Origin of the sequence: Caballeronia sp. Sq4a (assembly GCF_023170545.1) — a bacterium.
In the GTDB taxonomy this organism is placed as follows: domain Bacteria; phylum Pseudomonadota; class Gammaproteobacteria; order Burkholderiales; family Burkholderiaceae; genus Caballeronia.
Genome location: NZ_CP084250.1, coordinates 42,264 through 67,010, shown reverse-complemented (window position 1 = coordinate 67,010; position 24,747 = coordinate 42,264). Strand labels below are relative to the sequence as shown.

Here is a 24,747-nt window from a genome sequence, read left to right as displayed (position 1 = left end):
CAACCGGCAACAGCCCGTAAGTCTTACGCTCCTGAATCAGCAGACCATGCGCGACATGCGCCGCCGACTCAGCCCAGCTTTTTCTTCAGCAATTCATTGACCTGCTGCGGATTGGCCTTGCCCTTCGTCGCCTTCATGGCCTGGCCGATCAGCGCGTTGAACGCCTTCTCCTTGCCCGCGCGGAATTCATCCACGGACTTCTGATTCGCGGCGAGTACTTCGTCGATGATCGCTTCCAGCGCGCCCGTGTCCGAGATTTGTTTCAGCCCTTTCGCCTCGATGATGCGGTCGGCCGCGGCTTCGTCGGTGGCCTTTTCTTCCCAGATCGACTGGAAGATGTCCTTCGCGATCTTGTTGGAGATGGTGCCGTCCGCGATGCGTTGCAGCACCAGCGCGAGTTGCGCCGCCGACACCGGCGACTGAGCAATATCCAGCGACTCGCGGTTGAGCTGCGCGGAGACGTCGCCCATGAGCCAGTTCGCGGCAATCTTCGCCTGCGCCGCACCCGCCTTCTCGACGACCGCTTCGAAGTACGCGGCCATCGCCTTCGACGAAGTGAGCACGCCGGCGTCATAGGACGTCAGGCCGTAGGTATCGACGAAGCGCTTCTGCATGTCCGCGGGCAGTTCCGGCATCTCGGCCCGCACGCGCGCCACCCAGCTTTCCTCGATCACGAGCGGCATCAGATCGGGATCGGGGAAATAGCGGTAGTCGTGCGCGTCTTCCTTGCTGCGCATGGAGCGCGTTTCACGCTTGTCCGGATCGTACAGACGCGTTTCCTGCACGACGGTGCCGCCATCTTCGATCAGCTCGATCTGACGGCGCACTTCGTACTGAATGGCTTCTTCGAGGAAGCGGAACGAGTTCAGGTTCTTGATCTCGGCGCGCGTGCCGAACTCCTTCTGGCCGACCGGACGCACCGAGACGTTCGCATCGCAGCGGAACGAGCCTTCCTGCATGTTGCCGTCGCAGATGCCGAGCCACACGACGAGACCGTGCAGCGCCTTCGCATACGCGACCGCTTCGGCGGCGCTGCGCATTTCCGGCTCCGTGACGATTTCGAGCAGCGGCGTGCCCGCGCGGTTCAGGTCGATGCCCGTCATGCCCGCGAAGTCTTCGTGCAGCGACTTGCCGGCGTCTTCTTCCAGATGCGCGCGCGTCAGGTTGACGGTCTTCTCGTACGCTTCCTTGCCGGCCTTTTCGTTGGCGGGCACGTGGATCGTGATCTTTCCGCCCTGCACGACCGGAATCTCGTACTGGCTAATCTGATAGCCCTTCGGCAGATCCGGGTAGAAGTAGTTCTTGCGCGCGAAGATGCTGCGCGGCGCGATGTGCGCGCCGATGGCGAGCCCGAAGCGAATCGCGCGCTCGACAGCGCCGCGGTTCATGACCGGCAGCACGCCCGGCAGCGCGAGATCGACGGGACTTGCCTGCGTGTTCGGCGCCGCGCCGAACTGCGTGGGCGCGCCCGAGAAAATCTTGGAGACGGTGGAAAGCTGCGCGTGCGTTTCCAGACCGATGACGACTTCCCACTGCATGTTCACACTCCCGATGCCGATGGTGCCTTGCGGTGCCAGTCGGTCGCGCGCTGGAACGCGTCGGCGACCTGGAGCATCCGGGCTTCGTTGAAATAGTTGCCGACGATCTGCAGACCGACCGGCCGATTCGCATTCGCGCCCGCGCCGAAGCCGCACGGCACGCTCATGCCCGGTAGGCCCGCGAGGCTCACGGAGAGCGTGTAGATGTCGGCGAGGTACATCTGCACGGGATCGTCGGTCTTCTCGCCGAGATTCCAGGCCACCGACGGCGCGACCGGTCCCATGATGACGTCGCACTGCTTGAACGCTTCCTGGAAATCCCGCGCGATGATGCGGCGAATCTTCTGCGCCTGCAGGTAGTACGCGTCGTAATAGCCGTGCGACAACACGTACGTGCCGACCAGAATCCGGCGCTTCACTTCCGGCCCGAAGCCTTCGGCGCGCGACTTCTTGTACATGTCGAGCAGGTCGCGGTACTCGGCCGCGCGATGCCCGTAGCGCACGCCGTCGAAGCGCGACAGATTGGACGACGCTTCCGCCGGCGCGATGATGTAGTACACGGGAATCGAAAGCTCGGTCTTCGGCAGCGAGACTTCGACGAGCGTCGCGCCGAGGGCTTCGTATTGCTTCAGCGCAGCGTCGATGGCGGCGCGCACGTCGTCGGCCAAGCCCGCGCCGAAGTACTCCTTCGGCATGCCGATGCGCAGGCCTTTCAACGGCTTGTCGGCATCTTCAGTCCAGTTCTTGCCGAGATACCGCGTGTAGTCTTCATTCTCCCGTTGCAAGCTCGTGGAGTCGCGCTCGTCGAAGCCGCCCATCGCATTCAGAAGCAGCGCGCAGTCGGCGGCGGTTTGCGCCATCGGCCCGCCCTGATCGAGCGACGACGCGAACGCGATCATCCCGTAGCGCGACACGCGGCCGTACGTCGGCTTGATGCCGGTGATGCCGGTAAACGACGCGGGCTGACGGATGGACCCGCCCGTGTCGGTGCCGGTCGCGGCGGGCGCGAGGCGCGCGGCGACGGCCGCTGCCGACCCGCCCGACGATCCGCCCGGCACGGCCTTCAGGTCCCACGGGTTCTTCACCGCGCCGAAGAACGAGTTCTCGTTGGACGAGCCCATGGCGAACTCGTCCATGTTCGTCTTGCCGAGACACACCATGCCGGCGCGGTTCAGGCGCTCGACGACGGTGGCATCGAACGGGCTCGCGTAGTTCTCCAGCATGTGGGAACCCGCCGTCGACGCCCAGCCGCGCGTGACGAACACGTCTTTATGCGCGACGGGCAGGCCGGCGAGCGGACCGGCATTGCCCTGCGCGATGAGGGCGTCGGCGGCCTTCGCCTGTTCCAGCGTGAGCTCCGGATTCACGCCGATGAACGCGTTCAGTTCTTTCGCGGCTTCGATGCGTTGCAGGTACGACTGCGCCAGCTCGACGGCGGAGATCGCCTTCGAGTCGAGCGCGGCGCGCAGTTCGGTCAAGCTTTTCTGATGCATTGCAGTTCCCTGATGAGCGCGGCGCGTCACGCCGCGCGCGAGATCGTTGTTCCGATGAGTCGATGCGCCACGCTCACTCGATCACCTTCGGCACGAGATAGAGCCCGTCCTGCACGGCCGGCGCGCAACGCTGGAACTCTTGGCGCTCGATCCGCTCTGAGACTGCGTCGTCGCGCAGTCGCAGGGCGACTTCCTCGATCGCGTCGATAGGATGCGCGAGCGGCTCGATGCCGGCGGTATCGACCGCCTGCATCTGCTCGACGAGACCGAAGAAGTCGTTGAGCCGCGCAAGCGTCGGTTCGGCCTCGTGGTCGGGCAGTTCCAGCCGCGCGAGATGCGCGATGCGTTTAACGTCGGTCAGGGTCAATGACATGGGATCACCGGAGAAAAACATGAACAACTCCCGCGCCAAAAAGGTTCGCTGCAACAGTCAGTTACGATCCTGGCGGAAAGCCGTCGAAGCGGGGCCGAGGATGGCAAAAAGTGCCGTCCTTTTCCTATAGAAACCCCCAAATTATAAGGTATCATTACACGTTCGACCCACATCCGGATCGACCTGTCAGCGGCTTTCTCCCTGGATCATCCCTCGTCGAGAAACGTTTGCGTGGCATGTTCAATTCCGCGGTAGATTTCTGCTCGGATTTGCATTCACGGCGGCCCGTTTCGCCGTCCCGGCAAACCGTTATTTTTTCCGCTGCCGTCCCCGGCGCTCTTAGCGAGGCACGGCTACCCAGCGAGACAGGATTTTTGAATGTTCGGCTTTTTGCGCAGCTATTTTTCCAACGACCTGGCGATTGATCTCGGCACCGCCAACACGCTGATCTACATGCGCGGCAAGGGCATCGTCCTCGACGAGCCGTCAGTCGTCTCCATCCGTCAAGAAGGCGGCCCGAACGGCAAGAAGACCATTCAGGCTGTCGGCAAGGAAGCGAAGCAAATGCTCGGCAAGGTGCCGGGCAACATCGAAGCCATTCGGCCGATGAAAGACGGCGTGATCGCCGACTTCACCGTCACCGAACAGATGATCAAGCAGTTCATCAAGACTGCACACGAATCCCGCATGTTCTCGCCGTCGCCGCGCATCATCATTTGCGTGCCGTGCGGCTCCACGCAAGTCGAGCGCCGCGCCATCAAGGAAGCGGCACACGGCGCGGGCGCTTCGCAGGTGTATCTCATCGAGGAACCCATGGCCGCGGCAATCGGCGCGGGGCTGCCGGTCTCGGAAGCCACGGGCTCCATGGTCGTGGACATCGGCGGCGGCACGACCGAAGTCGGCGTCATCTCGCTCGGCGGCATCGTGTACAAAGGCTCGGTGCGCGTGGGCGGCGACAAGTTCGACGAAGCCATCGTCAATTACATCCGTCGCAACTACGGCATGTTGATCGGGGAACAAACGGCTGAAGCCATCAAGAAGGAAATCGGCTCCGCGTTCCCCGGCTCGGAAGTGAAGGAAATGGAAGTCAAGGGCCGCAACCTGTCCGAAGGCATTCCGCGCAGCTTCACGATTTCGAGCAACGAAATCCTCGAAGCCCTCACCGATCCGCTAAACCAGATCGTCTCGTCGGTGAAAATCGCGCTGGAACAGACGCCGCCGGAACTCGGCGCGGACATCGCCGAGCGCGGCATGATGCTGACGGGCGGCGGCGCGCTCCTGCGTGACCTCGACCGCCTGCTCGCGGAAGAAACCGGCTTGCCGGTGCTCGTCGCCGAAGATCCGCTGACCTGCGTGGTGCGCGGTTCCGGCATGGCGCTCGAGCGCATGGACAAGCTCGGCAGCATCTTCTCTTACGAGTGATCGCAGGCTTCGGCGTGCGCGCGTTTCGTATCGAACGCATTGCCGAAGCAGACACTCGAGCATCCCGCGTAACGCGACGCGCGCACGGCCCGGCATCAGTCCGGGCCTTTGTCGAAACAGCGTAGGGCAGGTCCCGCCACAAGCGAAACAGCCTGCAGCATCATCCACCCGCTCACGCCCTCGGCGCTGACCATGGAATACAGTCCGCCGCCACTTTTCAAGCAAGGCCCTTCGGCGCTCGCACGCCTCATTTTCTTCGTGGTGCTGGCCATCGCGCTGCTGGTGTCGGACGTCCGCTTCAACACACTCGAAATCGTGCGCGGCATTCTCGGCGCCGGGCTCTATCCGTTGCAGCGCGCGGCGCTGGTTCCGCGCGACATCTTCATGGGGGCAGCCGATCTCGCCGTCACGAGCGCCACGCTACGCAGCGAAAACCGCAAGCTCGCCGACAAGAATCTCGAACTGTCCATCAAGGCCGGCGACGCCGCGCAACTGAACATCGAGAACGCGCATCTGCGGGCACTGCTGAACCTTCAGTCGCGCGCCACCACGCAAACCACGCCCGCCGAAATCCAATACGACACGCGCGATCCTTTCACGCAGAAGGTCGTCATCGGCAAGGGCTCGCAGCAAGGCATACAGGACGGCGCGCCTGTCGTGGACGAAGAAGGCGTAATCGGGCAAGTCACACGCGTTTTCCCGATGCAGTCGGAAGTCACGCTGCTCACCGACAAGGATCAGGCCGTGCCGGTGCAAATCGCGCGCACGGGGCTGCGCAGCGTCATCTACGGCACGCCGAAGGGCGACACGCTCGACTTGCGCTTCGTGCCGATCAGCGCTGACGTGCAAGTCGGCGACCAGCTCGTGACGAGCGGTCTCGACGGCGTGTATCCGCCGGGGCTCGCGGTCGCCAAGGTGCTGCGCGTCGACAAGCAGGCGGACACGGCATTCGCCCGCGTCGTCTGCGTGCCGGTCGCGGCGGTGCGCGGCGCGCGCCAGTTGCTCGTGCTGCATTACAACGTCAATGTGCCGCCCAATCCGGTCGAAGTCGAAGCCGCCGCTGCCGCCAAGGAAGCGAAGGAAAACAAGGGCAAGAAGAAGCCCGCGGCCAAAGCAGCGGCGGGCGCGAGCGCACCGGCTGCCGCGTCGGCGCCGGCGAGCGCGTCGGCGGCTGTTGCTGCGTCGACGCCTGCCGCGAATCCCGCGGCGAAGGCGACAGCGCCGAAAGCGGCATCGAGCGCAGCGGCCAAATCGGGCAAGAAGGCGCACGCGCCGAAACCCGCTTCGTCGGGAGCCGCGCGATGAATCGTCCGCAGTACATTCTTCAGCCGGTCAATCCGTACTTCATCACGTTCAGCCTGGCCGCCGCGTTTCTGCTGAATCTCGTGCCTTGGGGACGGCTCGTCGGCGTGCCGGATTTCGTCGCGCTCGTGCTGCTCTTCTGGAACGTGCAGCAGCCGCGCAAGGTGGGCATGGGCATCGCGTTCCTGCTCGGGCTGTTGATGGACGTCCATAGCGCGAACCTGCTGGGCGAACACGCGCTGGCGTACACGCTGTTGTCCTACGGCGCGATCACCATTCACCGGCGCGTGCTGTGGATGTCGCTGCCGGTGCAGACGTTCGTCGTCGCTCCGCTGCTGGTCGGCGCGCATCTCGTGCCGTTCATCATCCGTCTGATGACGGGCGCCGCGTTTCCCGGCTGGAGCTATCTTGTCAACGGATTCGTCGAGGCGCTGCTTTGGCCGATCGCGAGCTTCCTGCTTCTGATGCCGCAACGGCGCGCAGCCGATCCCGACGACACGCGCCCGATCTGAGCGCCGCGCGCGACACGGCGCCGATAAACGCCCGCGCGCCGACTACACTTGAATCGCGAAAGAATCGCGAACCACTCGCGAAACCCGCATGACCGAAATCAAGAACACCGAGCAACAGTTGTCGAAGTTCCGCCTGCGCGTCGCGGCGGCGGGACTGTTCGTGTTCGTCTGCTTCGGGTTGATCGGCCTGCGTTTTCTTTATTTGCAGGTCTGGCACTTCAGCAAGTACTCGTTGCAGGCCAACGAGAACCGCATCTCGGTCGCGCCGATCGTGCCGAACCGCGGCATCATTACGGACCGCAACGGCATCGTGCTGGCGAAGAACTATTCCGCCTACACGCTGGAAATCACGCCGTCGAAGATCAACGGCACGCTCGATGAAGTCATCGACGCGCTTTCGCAAGTCATCCCGATCGATTCGCGCGACCGCCGGCGTTTCAAGAAACTGCTCGAGGACTCGAAGAATTTCGAGAGCCTGCCCATCCGCACGCGCCTCACCGACGAAGAAGTCGCCAAGTTCACCGCGCAACGCTTCCGCTTTCCCGGCGTGGAAGTGCGCGCGCGGCTGTTCCGGCAGTACCCGCTCGGCACGACGGCAGCGCACGTGATCGGCTATATCGGCCGCATTTCGCAGCGCGATCAGGAACGCATCGACGATGCAAGCGACGCGAACGACGCGAACTCGGATCACTACGATCCGCGCCTCGACGCGAATAACTACAAGGGCACGGATTACGTCGGCAAAATCGGCGTCGAGCAGAGTTACGAGACCGAGTTGCACGGCCTGACCGGTTTTGAGGAAGTGGAAGTCACGGCGGGCGGCCGCCCGGTCCGCACGATGTCGCGCACGCAGGCGACGCCGGGAAACAACCTCGTGCTGTCGCTGGATATCGGCTTGCAGCAGGTCGCCGAGCAGGCGTTCGCGGGCAAGCGCGGCGCGCTGGTCGCCATCGAGCCATCCACGGGCGACGTGCTCGCGTTCGTCTCCGCGCCGAGCTTCGATCCGAACTCCTTCGTCGATGGCATCGACCAGCAGACGTGGGACGCGCTCAACAATTCGCCGGACCATCCGCTTCTGAACCGTCCGCTGCACGGCACGTATCCGCCGGGATCGACGTACAAGCCGTTCATGGCGCTCGCCGCGCTCACGCTGCACAAGCGCACGCCCGGCTGGGGCTTCCAGGACCCCGGCTATTTCACGTTCGGCGGCCACACGTTCCGCAACGACGTGCGTTCGGGTCAGGGCTGGGTGGACATGAATCGCGCGATCGTCGTGTCCAACGACACGTATTTCTACATGCTGGCGCGCGACCTGGGCGTGAACGCGATGGCCGGTTTCATGAAACCGTGGGGCTTCGGGCAGATTACGGGCATCGACATCGCGGGCGAGGCGCGCGGCATTCTTCCGTCGACGGAATGGAAGCGCAAGGCGTATCGCAAGCCCGAGCAGCAGCGCTGGTACGAAGGCGAGACCATCAGCCTCGGCATCGGCCAGGGCTACAACTCGTTCACCATCCTGCAACTCGCCCACGCGACGGCGACGCTCGCGAACAACGGCGTCGTGATGAAGCCGCACCTCGTGCGCGATGTCGAGAACCCGATCAGCAAGGCGATACGCCCGGTCGTGCGCGACCCGAGCGACAAGATCGCCGTGCGTCAGCAAGACATCGACGTCATCAAGCGCGCGATGGAAGGCGTGGTCACGAACGGCACGGCGGCGAAGGTGTTCGCGGGCGCGTCGTATCTCGCGGCCGGCAAAACGGGCACGGCGCAGGTCTATTCGCTGCAAGGCGCGAACTATCACGGCCACGCGACAGCCGAGCATCTGCGCGATCACGCGCTCTTCATCGCGTTTGCGCCTGCGGAGAATCCGAAGATCGCGCTGGCGCTGATCGTCGAAAACGGCGGCTGGGGCGCGGAAGCGGCCGGCCCGATCGCGCGAAAAGTGCTCGACTATTACCTCGTGGACCGGATGAAGCCGGGCGCCGAAGCGGCCGCCGTGGCCGCCGCGGCATCCGCGACGGAAGACGCTGGCCTGCCCGTGATCGGCGGCACGCAACCGCCGGCTGCGGCTGCGCTCCCTGCATCGGTGGCTAACCAGTCGCCGGCGTTCTCGCCGTCGGCTGCGTCTAATCCCGATGTCGCGAAGGCAGCTTCCGCGCCCGCTCTGCCGGCTGGCCGCCCGGCGTCCGCGCCCGCAGCGGCGCTGCCGGCGTCGGCCGCGCCGGCCCGCAAGCGCGGCCAAAAGAGCGCGCCGACCGAGCCGACGCCCACGATGGTGCGCGGCAACGCGGAGAACGGCGTGCGCACGTTCGCGCCGACCGGCGGCATCGACGAATAAGGAAATCGGCATGCAAGTGCATCTGCAATTCGACAAGCACGTGTGGATAGAGCGCGCGAAGCGCATGTTCGCGGGCTTCGACCGGCCGCTCGCGCTGATCGTTTTTCTGCTGCTGTGCGTCGGGATCGTGACGCTCTACAGCGCGAGTCTCGATGTGCCGGGCCGCGTGGAGGACCAGCTGCGCAACATCATGCTGACGTTCGGCCTGATGTGGGTTCTCGCGAACATTCCGCCGCAGACGCTCATGCGCTTCGCCGTGCCGCTTTATACGGTGGGCGTGGCGCTGCTCGTCGCCGTGGCCGCGTTCGGGCTCACGCGCAAGGGCGCGAAACGCTGGCTGAACGTCGGCGTCGTCATTCAGCCGTCCGAGATCATGAAGATCGCGATGCCGCTCATGCTCGCGTGGTACTACCAGCGGCGCGAGAGCAATATTCGCTGGTGGGACTACATCGTCGGCTTCGTGATTCTGATGCTGCCCGTCGGCCTGATCGCGAAGCAGCCGGACCTCGGCACGGCGGTGCTGGTGTTCGCGGCGGGCGTGTTCGTCATCTATTTCGCCGGGCTCAGTTTCAAGCTGATCGTGCCGGTGCTCGCGGCGGCGGTGGTCGTGGTGGCGAGCGTCGCGGTATTTCAGGACCGCATCTGCCAGCCCGAAGTCAACTGGCCGCTGATGCACGATTATCAAAAGCACCGCATCTGCACGCTGCTCGATCCGACATCCGATCCGCTGGGCAAGGGCTTTCACACCATTCAGGCGGTGATTGCAATCGGCTCGGGCGGCACGCTGGGCAAGGGCTGGCTCAAGGGCACGCAGGCGCACCTCGAATTCATCCCTGAAAAGCACACGGACTTCATCTTCGCGGTGTTTTCGGAAGAGTTCGGGCTGGCGGGCGGGCTCGTGCTGCTCTTTCTCTACATGGCGCTGATCGCGCGCGGGCTGTACATCGCGGCGAACGGCGCGACCTTCTTCGGGCGATTATTGGCCGGATCGCTCACGCTCGCGTTCTTCACCTACGCGTTCGTCAACATCGGCATGGTGAGCGGCATTCTGCCGGTCGTGGGCGTGCCGCTGCCGTTCATGAGTTACGGGGGCACGGCGTTGACCACGCTGGGCGTCGCGGTCGGGCTCATCATGAGCGTCGCGCGACAGAAACGGCTGATGCAAAGCTGACGCCGCGAGCGATTACTGCGGCTGCGCCTGTGGCGGCGGCTTCTGCTGCTCTATCTCGGCGCTCAGCTGCAGGTATTTGAGCTTCGCAGCCGGATCACCCTGCGCCGCGGCCGCCGCGTAGTACGCGCGCGCGACGTTGAGATTGCGCTCGACGCCATCGCCGCCGCGCTCATAGAACGATCCCGCGACGTACTGCGCCGTCATGTCGCCGCCCTGCGCGGCCTTCTTGTACCAGGTGAACGCCTGCGTGTTGTCGCGAGCGGTGCCGCGGCCGTCCAGAAACTGATTCGCGAGCGCCAATTCCGCCTGCACGTGCCCCTGATTCGCGGCGCGCAGGAACCATCGGTGCGCTTCCGCCGGGTCTTTCTCTACGAACTCGCCGTCGTCGTACATCTTGCCGTAGACGTACTGCGCGTGCGTCATGTTCGCATCGGCCGCGCGGCGCAGCCACTTCTTGCCTTCGGGCACGTCGGCGGCGCCGCCTTCGCCGTTGAGCAGCATCATCGCGTAATTGAACTGCGCGAGACGGCTGCCCTTCTCCGCCGCGCGACGAAACTCCGAGCGCGCGGCGACGAGGTTGCCCGCGTTGTAATCGGCGACGGCGTTTTGCGTCGCCAGATCGGTCGGCTTCGGCATGCCTTGCGCGTGCGCGCCGCCCGCCGTCATCAAGACGAGCGCAGCCGTTGCCGCCGCCACGCCGCCACGCCAAGCGCCCTTCATGCTCGGGCCTCCTGCAACGCCTGCCGCGTCGCCTTCAAGAGCCACATCACGTCGGCGGCAATCGAAACGAGCTTGATGCCCGCTTCCGCGTACTGCCGCGCGCTCGCGACATCGAGCGCGAAAATGCCGCTGCACTTGCCCGCGCGCTTCGCGGCGTCCGCGATTTTGGTGATGGCCGCGTGCACGTCCGGATGCTTGCTATCGCCGAGATGGCCGAGGCTCGCGGCGAGATCCGCGGGGCCGATGAACAGGCAATCGACGCCCGGCGTCGCGGCGATCTCATCGACGGCGGCGAGCGCCGCCACGGACTCGATCTGCACGATGGTCGCGATCTGATCGTTCGCGCCGGACACGTAGTCGCGCCGCATGCCGTATGCCGCCGCGCGCACCGCGCCCGCGACGCCGCGCAGTCCTTCGAGCTGCGCCTCGGTCGGATAGCGCGTGAGCCGCACGATGCGCGCCGCGTCTTCCGCCGACTGCACGTTGGGGAACATGAGCGTACGCGCGCCTGCATCGAGCACGCGCTTGACGAGCCAGCCTTCGGCGAACGGCACGCGCACGACCGGCTCGGTCGGCAAGTGCGCGGCGGCGATCGCGCGAAGCTGCTCGACCACATCGCGACTATCGTTCGGCGAGTGTTCCATGTCGATGCACAGCCAGTCGAAACCGGCATGCGCGAGCGCTTCGGCGGCATCGGCGCTGCACAGCGACAGCCACAGGCCGAAGAGCGGACCCGGATCGGCGAGACGTTGCTTGAGGGGATTCGTGAAGGTGCTCATCGCGCGGCTCCGTGGGAGCGCACCCTGCGCAATGTGAGGAAGGGACACGACTGGATGACTAACGGCATGTTGCGCTCCGGATGATCGACATGCACTGCGCGGCGTCGGCCAGAGTTGGCCGACTCACCGAGCGATCATACCGTGACAACGGCGCGGACGTTCGCCGCGCCTTCGACGCGCAAGCGCTTACGCCCGCTCGACGTCCGCCCAGCAGTTCGGCGTTTCGTACAGCCGCACGCGCTTGAGCTTGAGATCGACGCCGTAGTGGGCGTCATAGACATCCGCAAGAATGCGAAACGCGACCGCCGCCATGTTCTCGACGGTCGGAATGCGGTCGAACACGACGGTCTTGTGATCGGTCATCGATTGCAGGAATTCGCGCACTTTCACGTCGCCTTCGTAGACGATGAACGCGTGATCCCACTTGCTGACGAGATGTTCCATTGCGAGCGACTTCACGTCGGCGAAGTCCATCACCATGCCGCGATCCGGCGCGCCTTCCGTATCGACGAGTTCGCCTTGCAGCGTGATTTCGAGCACGTAACGATGCCCGTGCAGATTGCGGCACTGGCTGCGGTGATCGGGAATGCGGTGGCCCGCATCGAATTCGAGTTTTCGGGTAATCGTCTGCACGTCGGCTCGATCGTCTCTCAGGGGATGTTCAGGTATTTGTGCGTCTGCATCGACAGCCGCCATTTCGGATGCCGCTTGCACCAGTCGATCGCGAGCTTCGTATTGATGTCGCGCGACGGGCCATCCATCGGCTGCACGAGGAAGTACTCGAAGTCGAGCTTTTCGTACTCCGCGAGCCGTTGATTGTCCTGCGGCACGACGACCTTAAGCTCGTTGCCCTTTGTCACGACCAGCGGCGCGTCGGCCTTCGGGCTTACGCAAATCCAGTCGATGCTCTCCAGCACGGCCATCGACCCGTTCGTTTCGATCGCAATTTCGAAGCCCGCCGCGTGAAGCGCGTCGACGAACGGCTGGTCGATCTGCAACATCGGCTCGCCACCCGTGCACACGACGAACTTGTGCGCCGCGCCCTCGGGCCACAGCGACGCGATCTTCGCGACGAGTTCCGCCGGCGTCTTGTACTTGCCGCCGTTCTCGCCGTCCGTGCCGACGAAATCCGTGTCGCAGAAGCGGCACACCGCGTCCGCGCGATCTTCCTCGCGGCCCGACCACAGATTGCAGCCGGCGAAGCGGCAGAACACGGCCGGACGCCCGGCGTTCGCGCCCTCGCCCTGCAACGTGTAGAAGATTTCCTTTACCGCGTACGTCATGACTGCTCTGTAGTCCGTGTGATCTGGCTGTGGTCTGTCTTCGGAATCAGACCGGTTCGATGGTGACCTGCTCGCCCGCGCGATACGCCTCGTAGCCGCGCTTGCGCAGCTTGCACGCCGGGCATTGGCCGCAGCCGAAGCCCCAGTCGTGCAGTTCCGAACGCTCGCCCACATAGCACGTATGCGTTTCCACGCGAACCAATTCGACGAGCGCCTCGCCGCCGAGCGTTTCCGCGAGACGCCAGGTGTCGGCCTTGTCGAGCCACATGAGCGGCGTTTCCAGCGCGTAGCGCGTTTCCATGCCGAGATTCAGCGCCACCTGCAACGCTTTCATGGTGTCGTCGCGGCAATCGGGATACCCGGAGAAATCCGTCTCGCACATGCCACCGACGAGCACTTTCAATCCGCGCCGATACGCGAGCGCCGCCGCGATAGTCATGAACAGCAGGTTGCGCCCCGGCACGAAGGTGTTCGGCAGGCCGTTCGCTGTCGACTGAATCTCGATCTCGCGGGTCATGGCCGTATCGCTGATCGCGCCGAGCACCGACAAGTCGATCATGTGGTCTTCGCCGAGCCGATCGGCCCAATGCGGGAACTCACGCGCAACCGCTGCGCGAAACCCGTCGCGGCATTCCAGTTCAACGCGATGCCGCTGGCCATAATCGAAGCCGAGCGTCTCGACGGTCTTATAGCGTTCGAGCGCCCATGCAAGGCACGTGGCCGAGTCCTGTCCGCCGGAAAACAGCACGAGAGCGCTGTCCTTCGCGTCTATCCGAGTCACCGTGAAAACTCCGTGTATGAGATTGGCGTCGTGCGCCGCATGGCCGGTGGAATGACCGGCGTCGCGTTGAACGCGCGCTGCGGCGATCTGCGAATCCAGTATAGGCCGGTGGCGTTTTGTCGGACGCAGGCGGCCTTTATGCCTCCGATAGCAATCTGCGAGGTGATTCGCCGATGCTTTTCGGGCATCGAAAAGAAAAGGACTTGCGGTCCGAGGACGAGGCAAGTCCTTAATTCGACGCGGATTTTATCACGCTGAACGATTGTTCGCCGGGGTTGCCGTCCGGCGCTTTCGGCGCATGAGCGCGCCGCCCGACGACACAAATGAAAAAGCCCGAGAGCGAAAACACTCTCGGGCTTCTTGCATTCTGGTGGCCTGGGGCGGAATCGAACCACCGACACGCGGATTTTCAATCCGCTGCTCTACCAACTGAGCTACCGGGCCAACGAAGAAGTGAGACTATATCAGAGACAGGCACGGTGCTCAAGCCTTTCACCGAATTTTTCACGCTTTCGTCCGGATCGGCTCCAGCATGCCGCTCAAACTTCGCTCTTGTTCTTTCCGAGATCGACGCCGAGCTGCTTCAGCTTCCGATACAGGTGCGTGCGCTCCAGCCCCGTCTTTTCCGCGACGCGCGTCATGCTGCCGTTCTCGCGCGCGAGGTGATATTCGAAGTACGCGCGCTCGAAGGCGTCGCGGGCATCGCGCAGAGGAATGTCGAACGAGATCGACGCCGTCTGCCCCGCCTGACTCTGCCCCGCGCTGCCCGTGCCCGCATCGCCCGACGATGCGTTCAGCGCCGAAGCCGTCGGCAACGCCGCCGCGATCGGCACGCCCGATGAGCCCGCGTTCAGCGCGGGCTTGGCCGCCGCCACCGCAGCCGGCGCGGCCGTGCCGTGCGCGAGTCCCTGCTCGACCGCCTTCAAGAGCTTCTGCAGCGCGATCGGCTTCTCGAGAAAGTTGAGCGCGCCGATCTTCGTCGCTTCGACGGCCGTGTCGATGGTCGCGTGGCCCGACATCATGATGACCGGCATCGTGAGCTTGCCCTGCGCGGCCCATTCCTTCAGAAGCGTGACGCCATCGGTATCGGGCATCCAGATGTCGAGCAGGACGAGATCGGGTGTCTGCTGCAAGCGGTACTCGCGCGCGTGCTGCGCGTTCTCCGCCACGTCCACCACGTGCCCCTCGTCGCTCAGGATCTCGGAGAGCAGTTCCCGGATCCCCATTTCATCGTCTACCACCAGGATGGTTGCCATTTAAGCTGCCCTTGTCTGCACTGTTGCTTTTGTCGTTCCGTGTTTCGCGGCCGCCGGAGTCGAAGGCGCTGCGCCATCGGCGGCGGTCTCGTCCGCGAGTTGAAGAAACAGAATCGAGATTTGCGCGCCTTCCACCACGTCGCCTGTTTTCGACCGATTGCGAATGTCGATGCGCGCGCCATGCTCGTCGACGATCTTCTTCACCGTTGCAAGTCCCAGACCCGTGCCCTTCGCCTTCGTGGTCACGTAAGGCTCGAACGCCCGCGACAGGATGCGCGCGGGAAAGCCCGCGCCGTTATCCGAAACGCTCAGACGAACCGCGACGCGCGCATGACCCGAGGCATCGGGCTCGCCATATTCTACTGTCCTCGTTTCGAGCAGCACGCGCGGCTCGGGCACATCGGCGACGGCGTCCTGCGCGTTCTGCAGCAGGTTGTGGATGACCTGGCGGATCTGCGTCGCGTCGCCCCGGATCACGGGCAGCTTCGCGAGGTCCACCTTGATCGGGCTCTTGCCTTCTTCGATGCCGTAAAGCGCCAGCACTTCGCCGACGAGATCGTTCAGTTGCAGATTGCCGAGCACCGCGGGCGGCGTGCGCGCGTATTCGCGGAAGTCGTCGACCATGTGCTTCATCGCCTGCACCTGATTCACGATGGTCGTCGATGCGCGCTTGAGCACTTCGGCATCTTGCGGCGCGAGCTTGTCGGCGAGCTTCATTTGCAGGCGCTCGGCGGAAAGCTGAATAGGCGTGAGCGGATTCTTGATCTCATGCGCGAGACGCCGCGCCACTTCGCCCCACGCCACGGAACGCTGCGCGGAAATGACGTCGGAGATGTCGTCGAACACGACGACATAGCCGGTGGTCTCGGCGTCTTCCGTGTCGCTCTCGGTGGCGCTCAGCAATTGCGTGCCGCGCACGAGCAGCGTCAGCGGATCGTTCTCGCCGGGCACGGTCACGGCCACCTGCTGCTGCCAGTGCCCGCGATCCCCCGTCGGATGCCCGCTGCCGATAGCCGCCGCATCGCGCTCGGCGAACGCTTTCTTGACCATCGCGCCGAATTCAGCGAGCACGTCGATCTGATCGAGCGAATGGCCCTGCAACGCGCGAAACGGCTGCCGGAAGATGCGCTCCGCGCCGCGATTCGCGGTGGTGAGCCGGAACTGCCGGTCGAACACGAACACGCCCGCCGTGAGGTTCGCGAGAATGCTTTCGAGATACGCCTTCGAATGTTCGAGCGCGATGCGGTTGTTTTCGACCGCCGCCCGCGCTTCCGAAAGCTGGCGCGTCATCGCATTGAAGGACTGCGTGAGGAAGCCGAGTTCATCGCGCGAATTGATCTCGCGCTTGGGCGTGTAGTCGCCTTCGGCCACTTCCTTCGTGCCTTGCGCGAGCAGGAAGAGCGGCCGCGCAAGCTGATTGCCGAGCGCGAGCGCGAGCATCATCGCGATGAAGGTGGCGAGAAAGAGCGCAAGCGTCAGCGTGCCGATATACATCTTGCGCAAGCCCGTGCGCCCGAGCCGCTTTTCCTGATACTCGCGATAGGCGCGCTGCACGGCGTCGGCATTGCGCGCGAGTTCCTGACTCACCGGCTGCTCGATCTGCAAGAAGCGGTCGACGTGCTGGAATTCGGTGGTCGTCGTCGGGTCCGGAATCTTCGTGATGACGCGCAGCCGCAGCGCGCCCTTCGGCCCGTTCGATTTCGGATCGCCGTCGATTTCGCCTTCTATCGCGCCGAACGGACGATCCTGCGCTTCCTTCAGCATGGAGCTGGTCGGCTCGTTCGTGGGCAAGAGCGAATAGTAATTCCCCGACGCCTGCGCGATGGTCCGCAAGCCCGCCACGCGCTGCAACGGTCCGCCTGCGTTCAGGTCTTCCCGGTTGTACTGATCGCGCGGACGCTCGAACACGACGGCGTCCTGCACACCGAACTGATCGCGCAGGCGCAAGAGCGTCAGCGTGAGGCTCGACGGATCGGCGCTCGCGAGTTGATCGCTCATTTGCCGGCCGCGATTCTTGAAATCCGCGAGCGACGTTTCGAGCATGCCGCGCCCGAGCGTCAAGCCCGACGTGAGCGCGGTTTCCACGTTCACGTCGAACCACGACTCGATACTTCGGGACACGAACTGATACGACACGACGTAGATGATCGCGCCCGGCAGCACGCCCACGAGCGCGAAGATCAACGCGAGCTTGGCGAGCAGCCGCGTGCCGAAGCGCCCCTGCCGCACGCGCGACACGATAATCAGCGTCAGGCTGATGACGATCAGCATAAAGATGAGCGCCACCGCCACATTCGCCGCGTAGAGCCAGCCGTAATAGCGGTCGAAGAATTCCGTATTCGCGCTCGCGAGCGCGAGCATCACGAGCAGCAGAACCGCCGTGAGCGCGACTGTGGTGACCAGCAACCGAACCACGAAACTCTTCATGTCCGTGCGGCCGCGTCGAAATCTATTTCGCACGTTCCGCCGCCGTAAAAGTGAACCGCTTCCAATCCGAGGACAGGTTCCAGTCGCGGTTGTTGACCGCGTCGATCTGGAACGGCTTGGGCATCAGCGCGATATCCAACTGCATGCGCACCGATGCGGTGTACGTTTCTCCGCCATGCACCTGATTACGGTCGATCACATGCCACGACGCCACATGCTTGATGACCGCGAGCGCCTCATTGAGCGATGCGAAGCGCAATTGCAAGCCGCCCGTCGAGACGCGGTACTCGTTCGTGAGCGGCTGAAAGGAGAGCCGAATGCTTTGCGAGACATTGACCGGCTCTTCGTCGAACCAGTACCAGCGCGGCCGTGAAAGCGTGAAGTCGATGGTGAAGTAGAGCGGCACGCTGCGATTCACGGCTTCTTCGAGACTGCTGTTGAGATCGAAGTCGAAATGCGCATCGAGGCTCCAGCCGTTGTTATCCGCCTGCAAGGACGCGCGCTGCACCGAGATGGTCTCGGCGAAGGCGGGCGCAGCCGGCATGAAACTCAGCCAGAGCGTCAGCGCAGTCCAGATGACGGCCGCGAGCCGAAGCGGAAAAAAGCGTTTGATCGTCACCGTTTCTGAAAGCGCGCGTAGAAGAATCCGTCGTGATCCGCGAAGGTTTCCGCGTTGACACTCGACGGCGGACCTGCGTTCTCTGCCTCGCCGGAACCGGCGCGTTCGGCATGTGTACCATCCGGTGACGCTTGAACCGCACCCGCGCTTGCGCGCGCCGCTGTCGGCAACAGTTGCCCCGGCGCGTCCAATCGTACCGCATCTTCATGCGACGCTCCAAACCAGCGGGCTTGTTCCTCGCCCTCCTCCGGGAAGATGGAGCACGTCACGTAGAGCAGTTCGCCGCCTTTCGCGACGAGCGGCCACAGCGCCGCGAGAATGCGTCTTTGTTCAGCGACGAGCGCGGCAATGTCGGACGAGCGACGCAGCCAGCGAATGTCCGGATGCCGCCGCACGATGCCCGACGCCGAACACGGCACGTCGGCAAGAATGCGATCGAACGGCGCGCCGTCGAACCACTGCGAAGGATCGCCGGCATCGCCCACGCGAATGTCCGCGTGCAGCTTCAGGCGCTCCAGATTCTGCGCGATGCGGCCCGCTCGCGTCGCATCGCTTTCCAGCGCGACGAGTTCGACGTTCGCCAGCTCCAGAATGTGGCCGGTCTTGCCGCCGGGCGCGGCGCAGGCGTCAAGCACGCGCATGCCGTCGCGAACATCGAGCAACTGCGCGGCGAGCTGCGCGCCGGCGTCCTGCACGGACACGACGCCGTCCGCGAAGCCGGGAATGCGATCGACCGGCATCGGCGTGTTTAGCCGAACCGCGTGCTGCCCCGCTGCGCGCGCTTCGATACCTTCGGACTTCAGAACGTCCAGATACGCGCTCACGCTCATGTGCCGCGCATTGACGCGCAACGTGAGCGGCCCCTGCACGTTGCCCGCCGCGAGAATGCGCTCCCATGCGTCGGGCTGGGCGCGCTTCACAGCGTCGTTCCACCACTGCGGATAGTTCCAGCGCGCGACGGGGCTTTGCATCGCTTCGGCGATGAGCGCGTCGCGTTCGCGCAGGAAGTTGCGCAGCACCGCGTTCACGAGCCCCTTCGCGAAGGAAAATTCGCGCCGCGCGGCGATCGAACTCACCGCCTGGTCGACCACGGTGAACGGCGCGTATGCCGCGTGCGCCTCGTCGTCCGCGAGCAAAGCGAACGCGCACGCGAGCACGTTGCTCACATGCGGCGGCGGCGCCTTGCGCACGAGCTTGTGCAGGAGCGCATCGGCGAGGGCAAGCCGGCGCATCGTGCGATACGCGATGTCCTGAATCGCGCCACGCGCCGCCGCGTGCTTGCCCGACGCCGCGACCGTCTGGATGGCCGCGGGCAACGCCGAACCTGCCCGGACCGCGCCGACGGCTTGTGCCGCGCCGTCGAGCGCGAACGCGAGCGAATCGGGCGCGAGATGCAGCGCGCTCATGCGAGCGTGCGCGTGCGGCGGGTGCGCGGCGGCGGATCGCCGGGAAGGCTTGTCTGTCATGTCGAGATGGGGTCTTGCGGCTGGCGCGCGCATATCAAACGACGATTGTAACGTGCGCCACAAAGGCGACCGATGCGCCGGGAGTAAAGAAAAAGGCCGCTCCGGACATGCCGGAGCGGCCTTGCTTTCGACTACCGATGCGACGCGCTTACATGCGCCCGGTCCGCGCCATTTCCATGAGACGCGCGACGCGCTCTTCGGTGGCCGGGTGCGTCGAGAACAGATTCGCGATGCTGCCACCCGACAGCGGATTCATGATCATCATCTGCGCGGTGGCAGGATGCGCTTCCGCCGTCGGGAACGGCACGCCGGACGCGTACGCGTGAATCTTCTCCAGCGCGCTCGCGAGCGCCTGCGGATCGCCCGAGATCTGCGCGCCGCCGCGGTCCGCCTCGAATTCGCGCGCGCGGGAAATCGCCATCTGGATCATCGCGCCCGCGATAGGCGCAAGAATCGCCACGGCAATGCTCGCGATCGGATTGGCCGGACGGCCTTCCTCGTCGCGCCCGCCGAAGAACATCGCGAAATTCGCGAGTGCGGAAATCGCGCCGGCCATCGTCGCGGAGATGGTCGAGATGAGAATGTCGCGATGCTTCACGTGCGCGAGTTCGTGCGCCATCACGCCGCGCATCTCGCGCTCGGACAGCACGCGCAGGATGCCGGTCGTCGCCGCGACCGCCGCGTGCTCCGGATTGCGGCCGGTGGCGAACGCGTTCGGCGCGTCTTCGTTGATGAGATAGACGCGCGGCATCGGCAATTGCGCGCGCGTGGCCAGCTCGCGCACCATGCGATAGAACTGCGGCGCGGTGGTTTCGTCGACTTCCTGCGCGTTGTACATGCGCAGGACCATCTTGTCCGAGAACCAGTACGAGAAGAAATTCATGCCGAGCGCCACGACGAGCGCGAGCATCATGCCCTTCGACCCGCCGATCATGCCGCCGATCACGACGAAAAGGGCCGTGATCGCTGCCATCAGCATCGCGGTTTTGACCCAGTTGAACATATGCGGAGCTCCTTCTCCCTAAACACGGTGCGCCATCTGCGCGGTGGTCCCGGCCACGTCGGCCGGGACGCTCATTGTAAGCAAAACGTTAGATAGGGGCATCCGCAAAAAATTCAACTATCGGTGCGAAGTGGCCAGTTTGATGCCGAGACCGACGAACGCGCCGCCCACGCCGCGATCCAGCCACTTCTTCACGCCCGGTTTGCCGGAGAAGCGTTCCGTGACGCTGCCCGCGATCCACGCGACGAAGCTGTTCCAGACGGTGCTCATCGCGATGAACACGAGGCCGAGCGTGAGAAACGCGAGCGTCTTGTGCTGGCTGTCCGCCGCGACGAACTGCGGGAAAAACGAGACGAAAAAGAGCACGACCTTCGGGTTGAGGACGTTGGTGACGAAGCCCTGCGTGAAAAGCTGGCGCAGCGACTTCGGCGCGCCCTTGGCGCTGGCTTTGGCGGATGCCACGTCGCTCGCGGCCTCGTGCTTCGTGAAGATCAGCCGAACGCCGAGGTAGATCAGATAGATCGCGCCCGCGATCTTGACGACGGTAAACGCCGCCGCCGATGCCGCGAGAATCGCCGTGAGGCCGAACGCGCAGGCAAGCGTGTGCACGACGCATCCCGCCGAAATGCCGAGCGCCGAGACAATGCCGGCTCCGCGCCCTTGCGCGACGCTGCGCCCGACGATATACGCGGTGTCCGGCCCCGGCGTGACGTTCAGCAGGAACACGGCGACGAGAAAGAAGGCGAAACCTGTGATGCCGAGCATGGGGAAACCCGAAAAACGTGAGCGACTTTTTATTCTATGCTGCGCGCGTCGTCGTGAACGGCGAAACGTTGCCCCTTCGACAGAGGCGTTCCCGCCAGAAATTCGCGCGCCGCGAGCCGCTTGCCGCCCGGCTTCTGTAGCTGCGTCAGCCTGAGCGCGCCATAGCCGCAAGCCACGACGATGCCTTCCGCGGAGACGTCCAGGATGATGCCCGGCTGCTGCCCGTGCGCTTTGTCGAGCGGCTGCGCCGACCAGATTTTGATCGCCGTGTCGTCGAGCGTGCTGGACGCGCCCGGGAACGGATCGAACGCGCGGACCTGTCGCGCGAGTTCGTCCGCCGGGCGACGCCAGTCGAGCGCCGCCTCGTGCTTCGCAATCTTTTCGGCGTAGGTGGTGCCGTCTTCCGGCTGAGGCGTGGCGGAAAGCGTGCCGTCGCGTTCGAGATCGCGCAGGGCCGCGACGATAAGTTCCGCGCCCATCTGCGCGAGCCGGTCGTGCAACGTAGCCGTGGTGTCGTCCGGAAGGATGGGCGTGCGGACTTCGCGGATCATGGCGCCGGTGTCGAGACCTGCGTCCATCTGCATGAGCGTGATGCCCGTTTGCGCGTCGCCGGCTTCGATCGCGCGATGGATCGGCGCGGCCCCGCGCCAGCGCGGCAACAGCGACGCGTGGATATTGATCGCGCCGCGCGGCGGGATATCGAGCACTTCCTGCGGCAGGATCAGCCCGTAGGCCGCGACCACCATCACATCGTGCGGCGTGGCGCGCAACAAGTCGATGGCTTGCGCCGCCTCTTGCGGGTATTTGCCCGCGCGCCTGAGCGACGTCGGCTGCGCGACCGGAAGACCGTGCTCGACCGCGAAACGCTTGACCGGACTGGCGGTCAGTTTCATGCCGCGGCCGGCGGGGCGATCGGGCTGCGTGAGAACGAGAGGAACCGGAAAGCCAGCCGCATGGATGGCCGCGAGCGCGGCGGCGGCGAATTCAGGCGTACCGGCGAAAACGACACGCAGCGATTGAGTCATCGGAGAAAGCGCCGTTCGGCGCGCCTGCAAAAACGTGAATCGTACCGCCGGTTACAGCGCCTTTTCGAGCTTTTTCATCTTCCCGCGAATGCGCGTCTGCTTGAGTTGGGACAGATACTCCACGAACACGTGCCCGTCGAGGTGATCGATTTCGTGCTGCACGCATACGGCGAGCAACCCTTCGCAATCGAGCTCGAACGTCTCGCCCTTCTCATTCAGCGCCCTCACGCGAACCCGCTCCGGCCGCTCGACGACGTCGTAAATACCCGGCACGGACAGGCAGCCTTCTTCCCAGTCCTTCTTAACCTCGCTCGCCCAGACGATTTCCGGATTGATGAAGACCATCAGTTCGTCGTGCGCGTCCGAAACGTCGATGACGATCACCCGCTCGTGCACGTCTACCTGCGTGGCCGCGAGGCCGACGCCGGGCGCGGCGTACATCGTCTCGGCCATGTCGGCGACGAGCTTGCGGATGCGGTCGTCCACCACGGCGACGGGCTTCGCCACCTTGTTCAGCCGCTTGTCCGGGTAGTTGAGTATCTTGAGCAGAGCCATGATTCGGATTATCTACGCGCGCCACGACGCGGTGAAGTCGGCCATTCGGCCAGGTTGCGGGGGCCTTGCGGCTTGCCGAAGATATGCGGGCGAATCCACGGGATTCAACGCCGCCGGCAAGCGGCAGACAGCGTCGCTACGGACCGGCAGCGCGGCCGGGCGACGATTCTTGATTTATACGGGATCAAAAATCTTAACATGACGACCGACACCCTGCCGACCGACCCGGCGCCCCTTGCTGAAAGCGCCGCGCCGGCAACCGAATCCGACGAGTTTCGCGCGTGGCTGCGGCTCGCGCACGCGAAAGGCTTGCGCCCGCTCGCGCTGCGCACGTTGCTCGGCGCGTTCGGCGGGCCGCTCGAAGTGCTGTCGGAGAGCTTCGCCGCGCTCGCCCGCGCCACCGACGAAAGCGCGGCGAAAGCCGTGACCGCGCCGCCAGCGGACATCGAAGGCGTTCCCTTCGATGACTATATTGAATGCGTGCGCGATTGGGCGTCCGAGCCGGGCAATCATCTGCTCACGCTGGCGGACGCCGACTACCCGCAGGCGCTCTTGACCTTGCCTGACCCGCCGCCCGTGCTCTACGCGAAAGGGCGGCTCGACGTGCTTCAGTCACGGGCTGTGGCGATCGTCGGCAGCCGGAACGCGACGCCGCAAGGCGCAGAAGACGCGCGGCGCTTCGCGCGGGCGCTTTCGGATGCCGGGCTCGCCGTCGTATCGGGGCTTGCCCTTGGCATCGACGCCGCCGCGCATCGCGGCGCGCTCGACGGCCGCGCGGGGACCATCGCCGTCATCGGCACGGGCGCGGATCTCGTGTATCCCGCTCAGAACCACACGCTCGCGCACGAAATCGCTCGCGACGGTGCGATTCTGTCGGAATGGCCGCTCGGGACGCCCGCGCGATCCGCGAACTTCCCGCAGCGCAACCGACTGATCGCGGGATTGTCGAGCGGCGTACTAATCGTCGAAGCTGCGATGCGCTCGGGTTCGCTCATCACCGCGCGCCTGGCCGCCGAGATCGGGCGCGATGTCTTCGCCATTCCCGGATCGATTCACGCGCCGCTGTCGCAGGGCTGCCACCGGCTCATCAAGCAGGGCGCGAAGCTCGTCGAGACGCCGGAAGACGTGCTCGAAGAGTTCGGCTTCCCGGCCGCTCAGGCGCCCGCGTCGGGCCGGCGCGGCAAGCCGCGAGCGCCGAGCGCGTCGTGGGCGTCCGCCCGCGTGCCTGCCGACGCCCCGACGGACGACGCCGAACGCGTGCTGGCCGCGCTCGGTCACGCGCCCGCGACGCTTGAAATTCTGGCCGAGCGCACCGATCTCGACGGCGCGGCGCTTCAAGGCGCGCTGCTTCAGCTCGAACTCGCCGGGCTGGCGGCGGCGCTGCCGGGCGGCCGGTACGGGGCGCTCGAACGCTCCTGAGCCCGCCTCGTGCTACATTCGCGAGAAATTGCGCCGCACGGCTTTGCCATAAGAAAGGATCGTCTCCACCCCATGTCCGCGTTCAATCTCGATACCGACGCCGAACAAATCGCCGAACGCCTCGCCGTGCCGGGCACGCTGTTCGTCGCCTGCCTGTGCGCGGAGTGGTGCGGAACGTGCCGGGATTATCGCGAAGGTTTCAATAAGCTGGCCGACGCGCATCCGGACATCTGCTTCGCGTGGATCGACATCGAAAACCAGGCGGACCGCTTCGATGACCTGGACGTCGAGAACTTCCCGACCATTCTGATCGAGGATTCCGCCACGACCCGATTTTTCGGCACGGTGCTGCCGCAGGTCTCAATCGTCGAGCGCATGCTCACGGACCTCACCGCCCTGCCCGACATGACCGGCGCGCCCAAGCTGCGCCCGGCGCTTGCTATAGCGTAGACAAAACGGATCGGCGCCACCCGATTGCGCCTTCCGAAACGCGCCCG

23 protein-coding genes and 1 tRNA gene are annotated in these 24,747 nt (G+C 64.8%); 7 read left to right on the top strand and 17 right to left on the bottom strand.

Translation table 11 applies throughout. The features are described from left to right. Positions 1-68: 68 nt before the first annotated feature. The 3 genes from gatB to gatC all read right to left on the bottom strand — a co-directional run bounded on the left by gatB (position 69) and on the right by gatC (position 3,404). Positions 69-1,538 (bottom strand): Asp-tRNA(Asn)/Glu-tRNA(Gln) amidotransferase subunit GatB, encoded by a 1,470-nt coding sequence (gatB, locus tag LDZ24_RS00280; RefSeq protein ID WP_248320871.1) that lies wholly within the window; start codon positions 1,536-1,538, stop codon positions 69-71. A gap of 2 nt (positions 1,539-1,540) precedes the next feature. Further along, a complete protein-coding gene (gene gatA / locus LDZ24_RS00275) occupies positions 1,541-3,031 on the bottom strand; it encodes an Asp-tRNA(Asn)/Glu-tRNA(Gln) amidotransferase subunit GatA (RefSeq protein ID WP_248320870.1) in 1,491 nt (496 codons plus the stop codon). Between the two features lie 73 nt (positions 3,032-3,104). Continuing rightward, positions 3,105-3,404 (bottom strand): Asp-tRNA(Asn)/Glu-tRNA(Gln) amidotransferase subunit GatC, encoded by a 300-nt coding sequence (gene gatC, locus LDZ24_RS00270; RefSeq protein ID WP_244847644.1) that lies wholly within the window; start codon positions 3,402-3,404, stop codon positions 3,105-3,107. A gap of 378 nt (positions 3,405-3,782) precedes the next feature. Between gatC and LDZ24_RS00265 the strand changes: the two genes are divergently transcribed. The 5 genes from LDZ24_RS00265 (at position 3,783) to rodA (ending at position 10,152) form a co-directional block, all read left to right on the top strand. Further along, entirely contained in the window at positions 3,783-4,826 is a 1,044-nt protein-coding gene (locus LDZ24_RS00265; protein ID WP_004189550.1) for a rod shape-determining protein, read from the top strand. Between the two features lie 192 nt (positions 4,827-5,018). Further along, positions 5,019-6,131, top strand: a complete 1,113-nt coding sequence (gene mreC / locus LDZ24_RS00260; protein WP_248320869.1) for a rod shape-determining protein MreC — start codon at positions 5,019-5,021, stop codon at positions 6,129-6,131. After that, complete coding sequence (gene mreD, locus LDZ24_RS00255) at positions 6,128-6,640, top strand: rod shape-determining protein MreD (protein ID WP_175938922.1); 513 nt, start codon at positions 6,128-6,130, stop codon at positions 6,638-6,640. The genes mreC and mreD overlap by 4 nt, the downstream gene beginning before the upstream one ends. Before the next feature lie 88 nt (positions 6,641-6,728). Further along, a complete protein-coding gene (gene mrdA / locus LDZ24_RS00250; RefSeq protein ID WP_248320868.1) occupies positions 6,729-8,981 on the top strand; it encodes a penicillin-binding protein 2 in 2,253 nt (750 codons plus the stop codon). 10 nt (positions 8,982-8,991) lie between these two features. After that, positions 8,992-10,152: a rod shape-determining protein RodA gene (gene rodA / locus LDZ24_RS00245; protein ID WP_371747360.1), complete on the top strand. Its 1,161-nt coding sequence runs from the start codon at positions 8,992-8,994 to the stop codon at positions 10,150-10,152. Positions 10,153-10,164: 12 nt separating this feature from the next. On the opposite strand, the gene LDZ24_RS00240 is transcribed toward rodA, so the two are convergent. From LDZ24_RS00240 to def, 14 genes are all read right to left on the bottom strand, one after another. Next, complete coding sequence (locus LDZ24_RS00240) at positions 10,165-10,872, bottom strand: tetratricopeptide repeat protein (protein ID WP_371747359.1); 708 nt, start codon at positions 10,870-10,872, stop codon at positions 10,165-10,167. After that, positions 10,869-11,651, bottom strand: a complete 783-nt coding sequence (locus LDZ24_RS00235; RefSeq protein ID WP_248320867.1) for an HpcH/HpaI aldolase/citrate lyase family protein — start codon at positions 11,649-11,651, stop codon at positions 10,869-10,871. Before LDZ24_RS00235 ends, LDZ24_RS00240 begins: the two co-directional genes overlap by 4 nt. Before the next feature lie 186 nt (positions 11,652-11,837). Next, the gene (gene queD, locus LDZ24_RS00230; RefSeq protein WP_248320866.1) at positions 11,838-12,284 is read right to left on the bottom strand and encodes a 6-carboxytetrahydropterin synthase QueD; all 447 of its coding nucleotides are present in this window, start codon (positions 12,282-12,284) and stop codon (positions 11,838-11,840) included. A 17-nt stretch (positions 12,285-12,301) separates the two neighbouring features. Further along, positions 12,302-12,934, bottom strand: coding sequence for a 7-carboxy-7-deazaguanine synthase (gene queE, locus LDZ24_RS00225; protein ID WP_248320864.1), 633 nt, complete (start codon positions 12,932-12,934; stop codon positions 12,302-12,304). 46 nt (positions 12,935-12,980) lie between these two features. Continuing rightward, positions 12,981-13,715, bottom strand: a complete 735-nt coding sequence (gene queC / locus LDZ24_RS00220) for a 7-cyano-7-deazaguanine synthase QueC (RefSeq protein WP_248320863.1) — start codon at positions 13,713-13,715, stop codon at positions 12,981-12,983. Between the two features lie 368 nt (positions 13,716-14,083). Continuing rightward, a tRNA-Phe gene (locus LDZ24_RS00215) sits at positions 14,084-14,159 on the bottom strand. A gap of 95 nt (positions 14,160-14,254) precedes the next feature. Next, positions 14,255-14,971 carry a response regulator gene (esaR, locus tag LDZ24_RS00210; RefSeq protein WP_248320862.1) on the bottom strand — a complete coding sequence of 239 codons (717 nt, stop codon included), beginning with the start codon at positions 14,969-14,971 and terminating at the stop codon, positions 14,255-14,257. After that, positions 14,972-17,398 (bottom strand): PAS domain-containing sensor histidine kinase, encoded by a 2,427-nt coding sequence (locus LDZ24_RS00205; protein ID WP_305854674.1) that lies wholly within the window; start codon positions 17,396-17,398, stop codon positions 14,972-14,974. Between the two features lie 22 nt (positions 17,399-17,420). Continuing rightward, positions 17,421-18,017 carry a DUF4390 domain-containing protein gene (locus LDZ24_RS00200; RefSeq protein ID WP_248320860.1) on the bottom strand — a complete coding sequence of 199 codons (597 nt, stop codon included), beginning with the start codon at positions 18,015-18,017 and terminating at the stop codon, positions 17,421-17,423. After that, the gene (gene rsmB, locus LDZ24_RS00195; protein ID WP_248320859.1) at positions 18,014-19,483 is read right to left on the bottom strand and encodes a 16S rRNA (cytosine(967)-C(5))-methyltransferase RsmB; all 1,470 of its coding nucleotides are present in this window, start codon (positions 19,481-19,483) and stop codon (positions 18,014-18,016) included. Before rsmB ends, LDZ24_RS00200 begins: the two co-directional genes overlap by 4 nt. 148 nt (positions 19,484-19,631) lie before the next feature. Continuing rightward, the gene (gene htpX, locus LDZ24_RS00190) at positions 19,632-20,486 is read right to left on the bottom strand and encodes a zinc metalloprotease HtpX (RefSeq protein ID WP_206467320.1); all 855 of its coding nucleotides are present in this window, start codon (positions 20,484-20,486) and stop codon (positions 19,632-19,634) included. A gap of 117 nt (positions 20,487-20,603) precedes the next feature. Next, a complete protein-coding gene (locus tag LDZ24_RS00185) occupies positions 20,604-21,251 on the bottom strand; it encodes a LysE family translocator (protein WP_248320858.1) in 648 nt (215 codons plus the stop codon). A gap of 29 nt (positions 21,252-21,280) precedes the next feature. Continuing rightward, positions 21,281-22,276, bottom strand: a complete 996-nt coding sequence (gene fmt / locus LDZ24_RS00180; protein WP_248320857.1) for a methionyl-tRNA formyltransferase — start codon at positions 22,274-22,276, stop codon at positions 21,281-21,283. A 51-nt stretch (positions 22,277-22,327) separates the two neighbouring features. Continuing rightward, positions 22,328-22,831, bottom strand: coding sequence for a peptide deformylase (def, locus tag LDZ24_RS00175; protein WP_248320856.1), 504 nt, complete (start codon positions 22,829-22,831; stop codon positions 22,328-22,330). A gap of 198 nt (positions 22,832-23,029) precedes the next feature. On the opposite strand from def, the gene dprA reads away from it, so the two are divergent. Both dprA and LDZ24_RS00165 read left to right on the top strand, forming a co-directional pair. Then, the gene (gene dprA / locus LDZ24_RS00170; protein ID WP_248320855.1) at positions 23,030-24,250 is read left to right on the top strand and encodes a DNA-processing protein DprA; all 1,221 of its coding nucleotides are present in this window, start codon (positions 23,030-23,032) and stop codon (positions 24,248-24,250) included. Positions 24,251-24,322: 72 nt separating this feature from the next. Then, a complete protein-coding gene (locus tag LDZ24_RS00165) occupies positions 24,323-24,700 on the top strand; it encodes a thioredoxin family protein (RefSeq protein ID WP_248320854.1) in 378 nt (125 codons plus the stop codon). Positions 24,701-24,747: the final 47 nt, after the last annotated feature.

Bases quoted from the DNA above. Each gene is read 5' to 3' on its own strand.
- gatC (WP_244847644.1), bottom strand. From the start codon at position 3,404: ATGTCATTGACCCTGACCGACGTTAAACGCATCGCGCATCTCGCGCGG.
- rodA (WP_371747360.1), top strand. From the start codon at position 8,992: ATGCAAGTGCATCTGCAATTCGACAAGCACGTGTGGATAGAGCGCGCG.
- rsmB (WP_248320859.1), bottom strand. From the start codon at position 19,483: ATGACAGACAAGCCTTCCCGGCGATCCGCCGCCGCGCACCCGCCGCAC.
- LDZ24_RS00240 (WP_371747359.1), bottom strand. From the start codon at position 10,872: ATGAAGGGCGCTTGGCGTGGCGGCGTGGCGGCGGCAACGGCTGCGCTC.
- LDZ24_RS00185 (WP_248320858.1), bottom strand. From the start codon at position 21,251: ATGCTCGGCATCACAGGTTTCGCCTTCTTTCTCGTCGCCGTGTTCCTG.
- gatA (WP_248320870.1), bottom strand. From the start codon at position 3,031: ATGCATCAGAAAAGCTTGACCGAACTGCGCGCCGCGCTCGACTCGAAG.
- htpX (WP_206467320.1), bottom strand. From the start codon at position 20,486: ATGTTCAACTGGGTCAAAACCGCGATGCTGATGGCAGCGATCACGGCC.
- LDZ24_RS00205 (WP_305854674.1), bottom strand. From the start codon at position 17,398: ATGAAGAGTTTCGTGGTTCGGTTGCTGGTCACCACAGTCGCGCTCACG.
- dprA (WP_248320855.1), top strand. From the start codon at position 23,030: ATGACGACCGACACCCTGCCGACCGACCCGGCGCCCCTTGCTGAAAGC.
- LDZ24_RS00265 (WP_004189550.1), top strand. From the start codon at position 3,783: ATGTTCGGCTTTTTGCGCAGCTATTTTTCCAACGACCTGGCGATTGAT.
- mrdA (WP_248320868.1), top strand. From the start codon at position 6,729: ATGACCGAAATCAAGAACACCGAGCAACAGTTGTCGAAGTTCCGCCTG.
- esaR (WP_248320862.1), bottom strand. From the start codon at position 14,971: ATGGCAACCATCCTGGTGGTAGACGATGAAATGGGGATCCGGGAACTG.
- queE (WP_248320864.1), bottom strand. From the start codon at position 12,934: ATGACGTACGCGGTAAAGGAAATCTTCTACACGTTGCAGGGCGAGGGC.
- mreC (WP_248320869.1), top strand. From the start codon at position 5,019: ATGGAATACAGTCCGCCGCCACTTTTCAAGCAAGGCCCTTCGGCGCTC.
- def (WP_248320856.1), bottom strand. From the start codon at position 22,831: ATGGCTCTGCTCAAGATACTCAACTACCCGGACAAGCGGCTGAACAAG.
- gatB (WP_248320871.1), bottom strand. From the start codon at position 1,538: ATGCAGTGGGAAGTCGTCATCGGTCTGGAAACGCACGCGCAGCTTTCC.
- fmt (WP_248320857.1), bottom strand. From the start codon at position 22,276: ATGACTCAATCGCTGCGTGTCGTTTTCGCCGGTACGCCTGAATTCGCC.
- LDZ24_RS00165 (WP_248320854.1), top strand. From the start codon at position 24,323: ATGTCCGCGTTCAATCTCGATACCGACGCCGAACAAATCGCCGAACGC.
- LDZ24_RS00235 (WP_248320867.1), bottom strand. From the start codon at position 11,651: ATGAGCACCTTCACGAATCCCCTCAAGCAACGTCTCGCCGATCCGGGT.
- mreD (WP_175938922.1), top strand. From the start codon at position 6,128: ATGAATCGTCCGCAGTACATTCTTCAGCCGGTCAATCCGTACTTCATC.